This window comes from Pelatocladus sp., assembly GCF_059505505.1.
Genome location: NZ_JCACKS010000271.1, coordinates 49,917 through 65,880 on the forward strand (window position 1 = coordinate 49,917; position 15,964 = coordinate 65,880).

The 15,964-nt window shown below is 41.4% G+C and carries 13 protein-coding genes; 6 read left to right on the forward strand and 7 right to left on the reverse strand.

What is annotated here, in order from left to right:
• Nucleotides 1-61: 61 nt before the first annotated feature.
• From AC5JMK_RS28995 to AC5JMK_RS29010, 4 genes are all read right to left on the reverse strand, one after another.
• Nucleotides 62-1,159 carry an AI-2E family transporter gene (locus AC5JMK_RS28995; protein ID WP_495911596.1) on the reverse strand — a complete coding sequence of 366 codons (1,098 nt, stop codon included), beginning with the start codon at nt 1,157-1,159 and terminating at the stop codon, nt 62-64.
• A 285-nt stretch (nt 1,160-1,444) separates the two neighbouring features.
• On the reverse strand, nt 1,445-3,673 hold the full coding sequence (locus AC5JMK_RS29000) for a molybdopterin oxidoreductase family protein (RefSeq protein WP_096673557.1): 2,229 nt from the start codon (nt 3,671-3,673) through the stop codon (nt 1,445-1,447).
• Nucleotides 3,674-4,077: 404 nt separating this feature from the next.
• Nucleotides 4,078-5,595: an MFS transporter gene (locus AC5JMK_RS29005; RefSeq protein WP_096673555.1), complete on the reverse strand. Its 1,518-nt coding sequence runs from the start codon at nt 5,593-5,595 to the stop codon at nt 4,078-4,080.
• A gap of 74 nt (nt 5,596-5,669) precedes the next feature.
• Complete coding sequence (locus tag AC5JMK_RS29010; RefSeq protein WP_096673553.1) at nt 5,670-7,319, reverse strand: ferredoxin--nitrite reductase; 1,650 nt, start codon at nt 7,317-7,319, stop codon at nt 5,670-5,672.
• A 479-nt stretch (nt 7,320-7,798) separates the two neighbouring features.
• Between AC5JMK_RS29010 and AC5JMK_RS29015 the strand changes: the two genes are divergently transcribed.
• From AC5JMK_RS29015 to AC5JMK_RS29025, 3 genes are all read left to right on the forward strand, one after another.
• The gene (locus tag AC5JMK_RS29015; protein WP_495911597.1) at nt 7,799-8,902 is read left to right on the forward strand and encodes a HEAT repeat domain-containing protein; all 1,104 of its coding nucleotides are present in this window, start codon (nt 7,799-7,801) and stop codon (nt 8,900-8,902) included.
• A gap of 122 nt (nt 8,903-9,024) precedes the next feature.
• Nucleotides 9,025-9,963 (forward strand): LysR family transcriptional regulator, encoded by a 939-nt coding sequence (locus AC5JMK_RS29020; RefSeq protein ID WP_096673549.1) that lies wholly within the window; start codon nt 9,025-9,027, stop codon nt 9,961-9,963.
• Nucleotides 9,964-10,046: 83 nt separating this feature from the next.
• Nucleotides 10,047-11,141: an anthranilate phosphoribosyltransferase family protein gene (locus tag AC5JMK_RS29025; protein WP_096673547.1), complete on the forward strand. Its 1,095-nt coding sequence runs from the start codon at nt 10,047-10,049 to the stop codon at nt 11,139-11,141.
• Between the two features lie 15 nt (nt 11,142-11,156).
• Here the strand turns inward: AC5JMK_RS29025 and AC5JMK_RS29030 are convergent, their stop codons facing one another.
• From AC5JMK_RS29030 to AC5JMK_RS29040, 3 genes are all read right to left on the reverse strand, one after another.
• Nucleotides 11,157-12,056: an MBL fold metallo-hydrolase gene (locus AC5JMK_RS29030; RefSeq protein ID WP_096673545.1), complete on the reverse strand. Its 900-nt coding sequence runs from the start codon at nt 12,054-12,056 to the stop codon at nt 11,157-11,159.
• A gap of 11 nt (nt 12,057-12,067) precedes the next feature.
• Nucleotides 12,068-12,451 (reverse strand): aspartate 1-decarboxylase, encoded by a 384-nt coding sequence (panD, locus tag AC5JMK_RS29035; RefSeq protein WP_096673543.1) that lies wholly within the window; start codon nt 12,449-12,451, stop codon nt 12,068-12,070.
• Between the two features lie 147 nt (nt 12,452-12,598).
• Nucleotides 12,599-13,111, reverse strand: a complete 513-nt coding sequence (locus AC5JMK_RS29040; RefSeq protein ID WP_096673541.1) for an inorganic diphosphatase — start codon at nt 13,109-13,111, stop codon at nt 12,599-12,601.
• Nucleotides 13,112-13,468: 357 nt separating this feature from the next.
• Here AC5JMK_RS29040 and AC5JMK_RS29045 point away from each other — a divergent pair, with 357 nt between their 5' ends.
• The 3 genes from AC5JMK_RS29045 (at nt 13,469) to AC5JMK_RS29055 (ending at nt 15,861) form a co-directional block, all read left to right on the forward strand.
• Nucleotides 13,469-13,987, forward strand: a complete 519-nt coding sequence (locus AC5JMK_RS29045; protein ID WP_495911598.1) for a universal stress protein — start codon at nt 13,469-13,471, stop codon at nt 13,985-13,987.
• A gap of 216 nt (nt 13,988-14,203) precedes the next feature.
• Entirely contained in the window at nt 14,204-14,515 is a 312-nt protein-coding gene (locus tag AC5JMK_RS29050; RefSeq protein ID WP_096673537.1) for a ChaB family protein, read from the forward strand.
• Between the two features lie 149 nt (nt 14,516-14,664).
• The gene (locus AC5JMK_RS29055; RefSeq protein WP_495911599.1) at nt 14,665-15,861 is read left to right on the forward strand and encodes an NAD(P)/FAD-dependent oxidoreductase; all 1,197 of its coding nucleotides are present in this window, start codon (nt 14,665-14,667) and stop codon (nt 15,859-15,861) included.
• Nucleotides 15,862-15,964: the final 103 nt, after the last annotated feature.

Here is a 15,964-nt window from a genome sequence, read left to right on the forward strand (position 1 = left end):
GAGCGATCGCCCTTTGAGAAAAACTTTGTGATCTACTAATTTTTCTTATCCCTTGCTTGAATTACTGCAAAGTTGACTCATTGACTAACATCTCTGGTAACTTCTTATCCTTTACAGAATCAATGCTTTCAGGGAAATCAGCAAAACCGTTGATCGCATCTTTGATAAAACCAGCTAAAGGAACAGCAAGCAATAACCCTAATAATCCACCAATATAAGTTCCTACCAGCAAAGAGATAATTACCCAAATTGGTCTAAGACCAGTAAAACTACCTAAAATTCGGGGTGCGATCGCTTGATCAATCAACTGATCAAGAATCAGAGATAGAACTAAAACTTTAGCCGCTAACCAAATGTTGTGTGTTGCGAGTATTAAAACGATAATAAAATAACTCACAATATCACCAAAAGGAACTAGGCTCAAAATTGCTACACCTAAACCAAAAACTAAACCAAATTTTAGTTTCAAAATTAAATATAGAATCGTTTGTGACACTCCCAGCATTAAAGCTAAAATCACCTGACCAATCAGAAAATTTTGGAAGTTCTTCTGAAGAGATTGCTGTATCTTCTGGGCTAAACCAAAAGGTATTTTTTGAAATATTCCTTTCCAAATTCTTTCGCCATCTATTAAGATATATATTGTTAATACAACTGTGATTAAAGCTTCGGAAACGCTATCAAGAGTCTCTAAAATAATACCAAATAGCTGATCTCCTGTTTGTTGTAACTCATCAGGTAAACGATTGATTGACTGACTAAATATCTCACTAAAATTAATATTTAGTCTGTGATTCTCTGCCCAATTATTGAGAAATTGAAGTTTTTGTTCAGTAGCATCAATCCATTGAGGAACTGATTTAATCATTTCATTTAATTGTTGTATAGCAATGGGTAATAAAGTAATACCCAAGCTGATCACAATTACTAAAGTTGAAAGCAAAACCAATGATATTGCATATTTGCGTTGCATTCCTCGTTGTTCAAGGAGTGCAACAGGGTAGTCCAAAATAAAAGCTAACAAACTAGCTAAAACTAAAATAGTGACTATGGGTTGAAAATATTGAAAAAATTTAAAAGCTAACCAACCATTCAGAAATACTAATGGAAACAGAAGCGTCAAAATTAACCATTGCAGTAGTTTATTTAGAGAAAACATGATTTTAAATTAACAGTCATAAATTAACTTATACATTTATATACAGCGCTTTGCATCTAAATGGAGTACACCCTGTCCCTAATCCCCAAAGAGGCCCCGAGTTCCCCAAGCGGTGCATGGGCTTCTTCCGTACCTCACGCTAGTTGAAGTCTGCTGTATATAGGACTAGCCTAATCCTTGAATTTTGAAATCTCAAAGGTATTCATCAAAAGTAGAGACGTTGCACTGCAACGTCTCTACAACCCCAAAATTATGACAAAAAATCCTTAACCAAGCAGTATTAGATCATGGGTTTGTTACTAATTTAATCCCCAATTCCCGATCCCTGATCCCTAATCCCCGATCCCTAATAGCTGTTAAATCTGCTGTAACTGGTATTAACTGCACCGCACAGGCTTTTAATTCTGGTTGTAGAGAATCGGGACAAGCTTCAGGATGGGTGAGGGCGTTGGCTTCGGCGTTATCTGCCCACATAGCACCCCAATGCATGGGAACGAACACTGTACCAGGGGCGATCGCTTTGGTAATTTTGGCTGGGAAGAAAGTTTTAGAACGGCGCGATCGCACTTCCACTAATTGGTTACCAGTAATTTCTAATCCAGCAGCATCACGGGGATGAATTTCGATAAACGGTTCGGGGTGCATTTGCCGAATTTTTTCAATCCGACCAGTACGTGTCTGAGTGTGCCAATGTCCGTAAAGTCTACCAGTCGTCAGGACAAAAGGATAATCAGGATCTGGTGGTTCTGCTAGTCCGCGTGAGTGATAAGCTCCAAATCTAGCGCGTCCATCGGAGGTGTGAAAGCGCAAATCAGTATATAGTCTTTTGGATTCCCCATTTCCCCGTTTCTCTATCTGTTTGTCGGGATGTGGCCATTGAGTCGGGCCTTGGGAGCGCAATTGTTCATGACTTAACCCTGTCATATCGCAGGGGCGATCGCGAGTTAGTTGGACAAACTCTGCAAATACTTCGGCGGAGTTAGCAAAGGCGAATTCTCCAACAAAACCTAACCTGCGCCCGACTTCGGCGAAAATTTCCCAATCTGCTTTGGCTTGTGTTGGTCGTCGGCGAAATGTTGAACACAGGGTAACTCGGCGTTCAGAATTGGTCATGACGCCTGTTTTCTCACTCCATTGGGCAGCTGGTAGAAGAACATGAGCGTAAGTAGTGGTTTCTGTGGGATAATAAGCGTCTTGGTAAATAGTAAAAGGCGATCGCATCAACGCTGCTTTTGTACGTTCCAAATCTGGCATACTCACCGCCGGATTAGTAGCAGCGATCCACAGCAAGCCAACAGTCCCATCTTCTAAGCCAGTAATCATGTCCCAAGCCGTCAAACCTGGATTAGGTGAAATTTGTCCCTGCTTTAATCCCCAAATTTCTTCAACTTCGGCGCGGTGTTGGGGATTTTTCACCAAGCGATAACCAGGTAACAAATGTGCCAATCCTCCGGCTTCTCTACCTCCCATCGCGTTGGGCTGACCAGTGAGAGAGAATGGCCCCGCTCCTGGCTTACCAATCTGTCCAGTCATCAAGTGCAGATTAATAATAGTTCTGACCTTGGCTGTCCCTTCTGAAGATTGATTCACACCCATTGACCACATAGACAAAACGCGTTGTGATTGACCCCAATACCTAGCTGCTGTTTCCAAATCTTTGATTTCTATTCCGCATCGGTCAGCTACTATTTCTGGAGAATAATGGCGAATTACTTCAGCATAGGCAGGGAAGTTGCTGGTACACTCATCAATAAAGCCAGCATCAATGTGGTTCCAACGCATCAACAAATGAGCAATTCCATTCAACAAATCAATATCTGTACCAGGACGAATTGCTAAATGTAAGTCAGCTACTTCTGCGGTGGGTGTACGACGAGGATCAACCACAATCATTTTGACCTTGCGGTTCTTTTTGTGGTATTTCTCCAGTCGGTTAAAAATGATCGGGTGACATTCTGCTGTATTAGTACCAATTAAAAATGCACAATCAGTTAACTCCAAATCGTCGTAGCAACAGGGAGGCCCATCCGCACCCAAGCTTTGAATGTAACCAGCTACAGCACTAGACATACACAGGCGGGAGTTAGCATCAAAATTATTGCTACCCAAACATCCTTTTAACAGTTTCTGGGCTATGTAATAATCTTCGGTTTGAAACTGACCAGAACCATACATGCATATGGCTTCTGGACCTTGAGTAAAACGTACAGTTTGAATCCGTTTGGTGATCAAATCAAAAGCTTCATCCCAACTGACGCGCCGAAATTGCTGATCTAAAGAGTCCCGTACCATTGGGTAATGCAGTCTATTTTTATCTAAAGATTCAGCGATCGTTGCACCTTTGACGCAAACCATCCCTTGACTCGATGGATGGGTTTTATCACCCCGTACCCGCCAAATTGGGTTTCCTTGACTATCGCGATGAGTTGCTTTACCTGGTTGGGCTGGCGGTGAAACTTCTAGACCACAGCCAACACCACAGTAAGGACAGAGTGTTTTAGTAACTTCAGTCATGGTAATCGCACCATGTTCCTTGATTATTTAAATATTGAAGTCAAACAATTTTCGATTTTAGACTTCGTCGTGAGCGCTCAGTCGAACGATTTTGGATTGACCCCCAGGATTTATCCGAAGGCTTGAGGATGCTTTGAAAATATATCTAAAAAAACCTGATTATTTTAATTTTCAACTAGTACCGCAAGGAGTCCGCGCGCGAAATCTTTGATTTGGTGTTGAGAGGAATTGTGGGTTGAATTGTCGCGTCCTGTGACATGGACAAAATTCTGTTTATTTAAATCTGATTATAAGAAAAGGCAAAGAGCAGTAAACGCTTTCGCCGTGAAGTGTTGCGTGAGCTAGCAGCGTTCACAGTCTAATTCCCACGCTTTAAAGCGTGGGAACATAACTGCCTTCTAAATCTACTTTAATTCTTCGTTGAAAACGGGTATTACTTCTGCTGCTAGTTCCGGTTCTTCGCCTTCATGATGTTCCGCAAAAGAACCTTTTGGTTCTTTAAGGAAGAACCAGCATAAGAAAGTAACAATCAGTGCGGTAATTCCCAAAGTTTGGAAAAAGATTCGATTTCCGACTTCACCAGCAGGTAACAAGCTATATAGAGTGAGATAAGCCACGGCTCCCACATTGCCGTAAGCACCAACATTACCAGCTATTTGACCAGTAACTCGCCGCTTAATTAGAGGCACGATCGCAAACGTCGAACCTTCCCCAGCTTGTACAAAGAAAGAACAAGCCATAGTCAGAAGAATTGCAAGGGGTAACCACCAATTGCTATTTACTCCACTCATCAGTAAATAACCAATCCCCATACCAGCAGTCAATACAGTCATTGTTCCTCTGCGACTACCCAAGGTATCAGAAATCCAGCCACCACCAGGACGTGCAAACAAATTCATAAAAGCATAGCTAGCAGCAATCATTCCTGCTAACACTTTGCTTAGACCGAAGCTTGTCTCAAAAAATCCGGGAAGCATGGAAACAACTGCAAGTTCTGAACCAAAATTCACAAAGTATGTTAATTCCAGTAGAGCAACCTGAGAAAACTTATAGCGCTCGTCAGGAGAATAATGCTTCTTACCTGTCATCAATTCATGATTCACATCCCAGCACTTGTAGGCTTGGAATAGGTACAAAGCAGCTAATAGAAGGTAGACAATCAGCAATTGACTTTGATTAATTAAACCAATTCGAGCAATACGCCAAGCTAATACTGCTAAAATGCCGACGAGGGGAATGTTCATTAACATCAGTAGCCAAAAACTTCCACGGCTAGTTACTTCTATACCACCGTGGCGTTTAGGCCGTTGATAGACCTTACCAGAGGGAGTATCTTGAGCGTTGAATAGATAAATAGCTCCGTAGATAGCGGTGATGATTCCAGTCAGAGCGATCGCTAAACGCCAGTTAATCTGACCAGCAGCTAGAAATGCTGCTCCTACAGCAATGGAAGGTAGGGTAAAAGCCGCAGCTGCTGAACCAAAATTACCCCAGCCACCATAGATTCCCTCAGCTGTGCCAATCTCTTTGGGAGGAAACCATTCAGCAACCATACGAATGCCAATCACAAAACCAGCACCGACGATACTCAATGCCAAACGACTAATCACCAACTGGCTAAAGTTCTGTGCCATTGCAAAGGCAATACAGGGAATAGCTGCATACATCAACAGCATCGAATAAGTAATTCGCGGCCCATATTTGTCTAAAACCATACCGATTATGATACGTGCTGGCACGGTAAGGGCGACGTTACAGATAGCGATAGTTCTGACTTGTCCTTCAGTTAAACCGATCGCTTCTTTTACTGCTGTTTGAAATGGAGCAAAGTTAAACCAAACTACAAATGATAAAAAGAACGCAAACCACGTCAGATGCAAGATGCGGTAACGGCCTTGAAATGACAATAATCCTTTAAGCATTCAAACCTTCTTAAGTTGTTGATTGTTGATGGTTGGTTATTGGTGGTTGGTAGGCGCAAAACTTTATACTCGTTCTATCTCACTAAGGCTTCTTGCCTGGGTTTTGCTCCGAAATGCTGAATCAATAAATCTTGCAATATTGGCTGTAAGTCTTCACAGGAAATACCTTTTTGGACGCAGGTTCCTAGATGGGCTTCTTTGCCGACTTTACCGCCCATGTAAATATCAACCCCTTCTACAGCTTTGCCATTTTTGCGGGCTTTGGTTCCCATCAACCCGATATCTGCAACTTGAGGCTGTCCGCAGGAGTTGGGACAACCAGTCCAATGAATTCGCACCGGACGAGTCAGTTCTAAATCTGCTTCCAAAGCTTTAATTAACGCCAAGGCGCGATTTTTGGTTTCAATCAGGGCAAAGTTGCAAAATTGTGCGCCAGTACAAGAAACGAGCGATCGCGTTAATGGTTTGGGATCAATGCTAAATTTTTCTAGTAGTGGTTCTGCTAAAAAGAACACCAAGCGTGAATCATGAATATTGGGGATAATCACGTTCTGCTCTACTGTAAACCGAATTTCACCACTTCCGTACACATCAGCCAGACGTGCGATTTCAAACATGTTTTGGGCTGTCATCCGACCTACAGGAATATGTAATCCTACGTAGTTTAATTCTGCTTGTTTTTGTTTGTATACACCAATATGGTCACGCTTTTCCCAATCAATTTCGTCTTTAGGTGCTGCTGGTAAAAACGGCTTACCTAAACGCTGTTCAACTTCTGAACGGAATTTCTCTACACCCCATTCATCGATTAACCACATTAGCCGAGATTTCAGACGGTTGGCACGTGAACCGTGATCACGGAAGACTTCTAAAACAGCTCTACATACAGCAACTACATCTGCTGGTGATACCCAAGCATCTAGGGGAATAGCTGCTTCACAGCGTTTGGCAGAGAAGAATCCACCAACAAGAATATTGAAGCCAAAGATTGGGGATTGAGGATTGGGAATTGGGGATTGGGAAGAAACTTGTAAACTAATTTCCCCTTGTCCCTGATCCCTGATCCCTGATCCCCCATCCCCGATCCCTTCCCTAAATGCAGGTACGAAAGCTAAATCATTAATCTCAGCGTGAACCGAATTATCCCGTCCACCGGTGATGGCAATATTAAACTTCCGTGGCAGATTAGTAAACTCTGGGTTGCCTTCGCCTTTGTTAGTCAGCATGTCTTGAATTTGCTGTACCAACTCGCGTGTGTCAAATAACTCATCCGCATCTAATCCAGCCACAGGATCACCAGTGATGTTACGAACGTTGTCCATTCCTGACTGCACACTGGTTAAGCCGACTGTATGAAATTTATTAAAAATTTCTGGTAAATCCTCAATCCGAATGCCCCGTAGTTGTATATTTTGTCTAGTTGTGATGTCGGCACTACCGTCATCACCATAACGCTGTACAACTTCTGCTAACACTCGCATTTGAGCAGCTGTGAGAATACCATTCGGCATCCGCATCCGCATCATAAATTTACCTGGAGTGACTGGACGAAAAAACACACCCACCCACTTGAGGCGATGATCGCGATCAGTTTCGTCCATTGCCTCCCACCCAATAGAGGCAAATTTTTCTATCTCTGCCTTGACGGCGAGTCCATCTTTTTCTGCCTTAAATTTCTCGAATCGATTCAGGGTGGTTGTGGTGGTAGTTGCTGCTTCTGTCATGATTAGTCGTTAATCACTAGTCTGTGGGCATTGAGCATGGGGGCATTGGGCATTAGTAATTGGCCTTACACTAATGACAAGGGACAAAGGACAAAGGACTTAGATATGTGGTCAGTTGGTCAATTCTTTTTGAGTACTGAATCGCAATTTTGATTCACATGCACTTAGGTTAAAGTTGCAAAAACATAAAAATCGTATTCTTTGTTACGAAATATCTGCAAAAATGCACAAATTGTATTAAAAATATGCGTTAAATGCATAAAAATTAACTAAAAATAGCCATAAAGCGCTGATATACAAGCGATCGCCAGTATTTTTTGTTAGTTGTTAATTTGTTTGTGTAGCCCTGACTTCCAGTCTGCGGGGATTTGAAACATTTGGGATGCTCCCCCCTTTTTCTTTTACTGTTAACTGATAACTGATAACTGGTAACTGGTAACTGATTCAAGGTGTACTCAGGCTAGGTAAAGATATAAAAAATGGTAGAAAATCAACAAGAACAGCTAGAATTAGCACTTTGTGCTTTGCTAATGGGAGATTTTCAGCAACGCTGGCAGATAATCAAAGTATTTAAAGATTTGGGAGCGATCGCTATTCCTCCACTGATAGAGATATTGACAGATGAAGAGATCGAAGAAGAACTGCGCTGGTATGCAGCACGAATTTTGGGAGAATTTCAGCACCCAGATGCAATTTCTGCCCTCATAGAATTACTGAAAACAGAAACAGATGAAGAACTCACAGCAATGGCTGTATCAGCACTCGGACAAATGGGTAGGCTGGCGATCGCTGCTGTAAGCGAACTTTTGACAGATGATGAAACGCGCTTGTTAGCGGTGCGATCGCTTTCCCTGATTCGTCATCAAGAAGTTATAACACCACTGTTAACTGTAGTAGACGATCCGGTTGTAGCCGTTCGTGCTACTGCGATTGAAGCCCTGAGCAGCTTTCATGATCAACGTATACCACCAGTACTTCTACGGGCGTTAGATGATATTGCTGCCCCGGTTCGACGAGAAGCTATATTAGGTTTGAGTTTCCGCCCAGAATTAGGCGACACATTAGATTTAGTCACAAAATTGCAACCCAGACTCTATGACTTTAATCTGGAAGTCTGTTGTACGTCCGCAGTTGCTTTGTCGCGCATAGGTGGTGACAATGCTGCTCAATATTTATTTCAAGTACTGGTGTCACCTCACACGCCAGTCAAATTGCAAATCGAAACAATCCATGCTTTAAGCTGGATAGAAACACCTTCTAGCTTGGAATATCTTCGTACAGCGCTTAACCAACTAGAATCAGTGGCATTGTGTCAAGAAATCGTAACAGTTCTGGGAAGAATCAAACAGCCACAATTAACCCCAATCGCAACAGAAATATTATTGGCAATACTGCAAAAACAACACCCAGCACTTGAAAGTGTGGAATTCAAAGGAGCAATAGCTTTGTCTTTGGGAGAATTAGGCACAATAGAAGCTAAAAAAGCTGTAATTGCGCTTGCAGAAGATACTGATGAACGAGTCAGACTACATGCGATCGCAGCGTTGAAGAATCTGGAGATCAGGAGAGAGTCAGAAGAGTAAACAATCTTATATTGTTGTTTTGATGACTAATACAACATATAGATGTAACAAACTCTACTAAAATATTGCTACAAATACGTTAAGTTAATTACACCCATAAATGTAATTCAGGCTACATCCACATGCGACTAGAGCAGTTGCAAGCCTTTCTAGCGATCACGGACAGTGGTAGCTTTCAAGGAGCAGCAAGAAAATGTAGTGTAACCCAATCGACTATCAGTCGCCAAATCCAGGCACTGGAAGCAGATTTGGGCTTGGAATTATTTCATAGAACTGGCCAAGCAAAGTTGACTGTGGCTGGTGAACGCTTGCTACCACGTGCGCGCAAAATTTGCCAAGAGTGGCAAACAGCTACCCATGAAATAGCAGATTTAGTAGCAGGAAAGCAGCCTGAATTGTGTATAGCAGTAATTCACTCGTTGTGTGCTTATTACTTGCCACCAGTATTGCAACAATTTTGTCACGATTATCCAAACGTGCAACTGCGGGTGACATCCTTGGGTAGCGATCGCGCTTTAAAAGTCCTCAAAGATGGGCTAGTAGATATGGCGATTGTGATGAATAATCGCTTTTTAACTGCGGGTAAAGAAATGGTGGTAGAAGTTTTATATGATGAAGCAATAGAAGTCCTGATCGCGGCCGATCATCCACTAGCCCAGTATGAACGCATTCCTTGGTCTGAGTTAGTTCGTTATCCTCAAGTAGTTTTTAAAGATGGTTATGGAATGCAACGTCTTGTTCAAGATCGGTTTGAACGCCTGCAAGCTACACTCCAGGCAGTTTTAGAAGTCAATACTTTAGACGCTTTCCGGGGAGTAGTGCGTCAGGGAGAATTAATCGCTTTGTTGCCTAATTCAGCATTAGTAGAAGCACGTAAAGACTCCACCTTAGCCGTTCGTCCCTTGGCTAGTAATGGTTGTGTTGACAACTCCAATCTGACTCGTCGGGTGGTGATGGTGACAACTCAAGATCGTTTGCAAATTCCTCCTATCCTACATTTTTGGCAGTTAGTGAAGGACAATGTACCACCACAAGTTCCTTTAGAGCGGTCAGCTTGTTAAGTAAAATTAGTTATTGGTCATTGGTCATTGGTTATTGGTCTTTCACAAATGACTAATGACTAATGACATAGGACAAAAAATATATGAGCAATACATTTCGGGATTTACTGAAAAAGGTAGGTAGTGGTAATCACACGGGAGAAAATTTGACTCGTGAGGAAGCTGCTACTGCTACTAGGATGATGCTGTTGAGTGAAGCGACACCAGCCCAAATAGGAGCTTTTTTGATTGCCCATCGAATTAAACGTCCGACTGGAGAGGAATTAGCAGGCATGTTAGATGCCTATGATCAACTAGGGCCAAAACTAGCATCCATATCTTCTGTACAAGCAGTTATGGTTTTGGGCATACCCTACGATGGCAGAACCCGCACAGCACCCATTAGCCCGATTACGGCATTGATATTAGCTACTGCTGGACAACCAGTAGTAATGCATGGAGGCGATCGCTTACCAACTAAATATGGTTTACCCTTGGTAGAAATTTGGCAGAGTTTGGGAGTAGATTGGACTGGGTTAAGCCTGGAAAAAACTCAGCAGATACTTGAGAAAACGGGGATTGGCTTTGTTTACCAACCTCAGCATTTTCCATTAACTAAAAGTATTTGGAACTACCGTGATCAGTTAGGTAAGCGCCCGCCCTTTGCTACTATGGAATTAATTTGGTGTCCTTATGCTGGTAATACTCACATTGTGTCAGGGTTTGTTCATCCTCCCACAGAAGCTATGTTTCAAGATGCTTTAACTCGGCGAGGAGTAACTAATTTTACAACTATAAAAGGATTAGAAGGTAGTTGTGATTTACCACGCGATCGCACTGCGATTATTGGTTTGTTAACACCAGCAAGCAGCAATCAAATAGAAAGATTGCATTTAGCGCCCCGTGACTACGGTTTTACTACCAAAAATTTACCCTTGGGTACTAGTGAAGAACTAGTAGCAGATATGCAAGGTGTATTGAAAGGTATATCTTGTGAACTAATGGAAACAGCTTTATGGAACGGTGGGTTTTACCTGTGGCGTTCTGGTATTTGTTCAGATATGCGATCGGGTATTGCCAAAGCAAAAGAATTACTGAAAACTGGTGCAGTAACAGCCAAACTTCAAGAAGTTACTCAAAGCATTTACAAACAAAAGTCTACACTTTATAATTCAACGCTACTAACCATTGACAATTGACAACTAACTATTGAACTATTGACCAACATCTAAAATTAACCCTTCACGTGCAATCAGTGCTTCTGGAAAAGCAGATGCAATTTCTATTTGCACCTGATCAAGCCAATCGTCAGAATCGTCTGGGTGATGGTGAGAAAAGACTATTTGCTTAATGTTATGTATCCCAGCCAAATCCACAGCTGTTTGCCAATGTGAATTACTAGAGTCAGTTTTGTGGAAGCTGAAAGGATTGCTGATATTAGTAATCAGCAAATCAACATCTTGAACTAGCTGAATGATGTTTTCTTGCTCATTAGGGTCAACTTCATTGCCTAAATCAGTTACATAGGCAACACTATAATTCTGCCAACGGATTTTATAGCCTATAGACTTTTGGATTTTATTTATTAGCGCGGTTGTAATCGTAACATCATCTAGCTTTACTATCTTACCTGGATGAAAATTGTGAAACTGCAATTCAGATTGCATTACTTGTAAAGGGTAAGGAAAGTGTGGTAGCAGCATCTGGTCATATAAACTTTGTTTAATTGAAGCTCCATTTGAGGCTGCTGTTCCATAGATGTGAAAACTATTTTCAGAAATGAATGCTGGAGCAAAAAATGGAAATCCTTGAATACGATTTGATTGGGAGTTAGTAAAAAATAAATGAGCTTCTAGTGGCTGTTGTTGTTTTAGCCAACTTTTACCGAGTATACGTAAACCAGTACCTCCATCAAAAACAAGGTGTTTGTTAGCTAACTGCATTTCTACACAAGCAGTATTGCCACCATAACGGCTTGTATTGCTGCCTGGAGTGGGGATTAAACCCCGTACACCCCAAAATTGCACTACGAATTTTTCCCGTTGGTTGGAGGCTTGAGTAGCTTGCTTCTGAGTTACGTATATCTGGGGTGACGACTGCTCAAAATTTGACATTTTTTTTGCTATTAGGTCTTACTGAGCAGATCATCGTAGTAGCGAATTTCCGAAACACAATTTTTTTCGTCCACAATCACAACAGTTGGAGAGTAACTTTTTAACTCTTCTATAGTAAACTGCCCGTAAGCCATTATAATCAAGCGATCGCCTATCATGCCTAGACGTGCTGCTGCACCATTTAGTTCAATCGCCCCAGAATTTTCTAGAGCGGGGATCGCATAAGTAATAAAGCGCTTACCGTTGGCATTGTTTACTACTTGTACCTGCTCATAAGGTAAAATACCAGCTTTCTCCATCAACATACGATCTATACTGATACTACCTACATAGTTGAGATTAGCTGCTGTAATAGTACAGTTGTGAATTTTTGCTAAAAGAAGTGTGCGCTGCATTGCGTGTAAGGGACTGGGGATTAGGAACTGGGAATTAAGGACTGGGAATTAGGGATTGGGGAGACAAGGGAGATAACACAGACAAGGGGGACAAGGACGAGAATAAACATCGATCCCAGATCCCCGCTCCCCGCTCCCCGATATCCTCTAACCTTTACTAGCTTGGATGCATTTTTCTACTAAAGGCATAACTTTATCAACATCATGCCAACCAAGAATTTCTGTCACTTTTTTTTCAAGATTTTTATATGTGCGGAAAAACTCTGCTATTTCCTCTAATCGATGTGGGGCTATGTCTTTGATTGATTTGACGTTGGTATAACGAGGATCTTTGTCAGGTACACAAAGGATTTTTTCGTCGCGATCGCCACCGTCTATCATTTCTAACATACCAATAGGTCGTGCGGCAATTACACACCCTGGAAAAGTAGGTTCGTCCATGATCACCATGCCATCAAGTGGGTCGCCATCATCAGCTAAAGTATTAGGAATAAAGCCATAGTCATATGGATACTGCACTGATGAGTAAAGTACCCTGTCTAAAGCAAAAGCCTGTAGCTCTTTGTCATACTCGTATTTATTTTTACTTCCACCTGTAATTTCAATCAGAACGTTGATTAGACCTGGTTTAGGTTGGGGGGGAATAAGGGATAAGTCCACAACAAAACTCCTGAGATAATAGTAATACACGGGTCAAGCCTTGGTTGGCTCCCCGTGTAGAATTTTAGAGCTAAGAGGGACATATCCCAATAGGGAAAAAGGATCAAATTTTCAAGGGGAACAGGGAACTCTTAACAGGGAACAACTTATATTTGTTTTCATGGTTCATTCTTCACAAGATCCTCAAATTAATTTTATATGGTTATAAATGTAATAAGTAAAAAATGTAACCTTCCTCTGAACAAGTGTAAATAAGGTTGATAAGAACAATTCTGTCTGAAAATTTTTCAAATCACAATAGTTATAAGAATTCACTCTTGTCTAGATGTGATTTATTTTAACTAAGGAACAATTAATATGTTTGATAAAATTTTGGTTGGTATAGACAATTCTGAAATTGGACAATACGTTTTTGATGAAGCTCTTGCTTTAGCACAAAAACTAAATGCTCGTTTGATCTTGCTCCACGTTCTCGATCCTTTCGATGAAAGTTACCCAAGTTCTATAGCTTTACAAACAGATAGTCTTTATCCAAGTTTTCACTCTGAAGCTGTAAATTACTATATGGATCAGTGGGAAACACTTAAGCAAGAAGGTATGGAATTTGTAAAACTTTTTTATAATCAGGCGATCGCCAAAGGTGTAACAACTGAATATACCCAAAATTTTGGTGAGCCAGGTAGAGTGATTTGTGAAGTAGCTCGAAATTGGGAAGCTGACTTAATCATAATTGGTCGTCGAGGTCGTCGAGGTCTCAGTGAATTTTTCCTTGGTAGTGTTAGCAATTATGTTCTGCATCATGCTTCTTGCTCTGTTTTGACTGTACAAGGATTAATTCATGCAATTGAACCAAATGAGCTAACTGCAAAAACTTAAGTAAGTAGCCATCATAAACTTGATATTCATTGATATTGATGTAAGTAAACTTTGAGATCATCCCAACAACTGGATGATAACAAGACTTAATTTGTTTCTTAAATTACCACTATGGACTCACTCATATCTATGCTTGCAGAAAGAGGAGAATCAATCTTTGAGTTTTTACGATGAGTTCAAGACTAATTTGAGATTAAGATATATCGGAGTGGACTGATGACTGATATGAACGTCGAGCAATCAGAAAATAAGAATAATAACGAAGAGCAAACACCAGCAGAAAGCAAAAACAGCAACACTGGAGTTTTAACTGAAGAAATTAAAGCAGAATTGCCTCAACCTGCCCAACAAATTTTTGCTGCTGCTTTCAAAGCTGCCCAAAGCGATGGTATAAGTGAAGAAGGCGCTCGTCAAGTTGCTTGGAACAGCGTGAAAAATCAATATGAAAAAGGCGCTGACGGTAAATGGCACGCGAAAGGTGAAGTTACTGCCCAACATTATAAAGCTGTCACTTCTGGTGGTAATTAATTTTTTGTTAACTCTCTATTAGATAGAAGGCGGTTTGTGATTGGTGCAAACCGCCGATTGAATTTTATAGTGTTTATTCAGAAAAATCCTGGAATTAATTATTAAACTGATAGAAGTTGCCCTAATGGGATTTATTGCCCATTATCAAAATGAGCGAACATAAAACAAGAATCTGTATACTGGGTGGAGGCTTTGGTGGTCTCTACACAGCTTTAAGGCTGAGTCAGTTACCCTGGGAGTCTTTAGCCAAACCGGAAATAGTTTTAGTAGATCAAAGCGATCGCTTTGTTTTTTCTCCTCTACTTTACGAACTGCTAACAGGAGAACTGCAAACTTGGGAAATTGCGCCTCCTTTTGCAGAACTATTAAAAGACACGGGTGTGCGTTTTTATCAAGCTGCTGTATCGGGAATTGACATAGAACAGCAAAAAGTCTATTTACAGGATGGGCCGGAAATTGGTTATGACCGCTTGGTGTTAGCGCTGGGTGGCGAAACGCCTTTAGATATCGTACCAGGTGCAACTTCTTATGCTTATCCTTTTCGTACAATTACTGACGCCTACCGCCTAGAAGAACGCTTGCGGGTCTTAGAAGAATCAGACGTTGATAAAATTCGAGTAGCAATTGTTGGTGCTGGTTACAGTGGTGTCGAGTTAGCGTGTAAACTAGCAGACAGACTTGGCTCAAGAGGACGCTTCCGGTTAATAGAACTTACTGACCAAATTTTGCGAACCTCGCCAGAGTTTAACCGGGAAACAGCTAGAAAAGCCCTAGAAGAACGGGGTATATTTATTGACTTAGAAACCAAAGTAGAAGCGATCGCTCAAGATACAATTTCCCTGGAATATAAAGGTCAAATAGACACTATACCTGTAGATTTAGTAATTTGGACAGTAGGAACGCGGGTCTCACCTGTAGTCCGAAATCTTGGTTTAAAGCAAAATCAGCGTGGGCAAATTACGACTACACCAACTCTCCAAGTCCCTGATCACCCAGAAATTTTCGCATTGGGAGATTTAGCAGAATCTCACGACGCGGAAGGACAACTAATTCCCGCTACAGCCCAAGCAGCTTTTCAACAAGCCGATTACACAGCCTGGAATATTTGGGCAAATCTGACTAATCGTCCTCAAATTCCATTCCGTTACCAATACTTAGGTGAAATGATGGCATTGGGAACAGATAACGCGACTTTGAGTGGATTAGGCATCAAATTAGAGGGTTCTTTGGCTTATCTAGCCCGTCGTCTAGCCTATCTGTATCGAATGCCAACTTTAGATCATAAACTCAAAGTTGGTTTTAACTGGCTCGCTCGTCCTATTATAGAGACATTATCAAAATCATAGATGGTGTAGAATGTATTGAGCGTAGACGTCCTAGCCTCTGTTTTCAAACTGTATAACACCTTTTCTAGATGAACGGGTAGTCGCAACAACGGGTACAATTCCT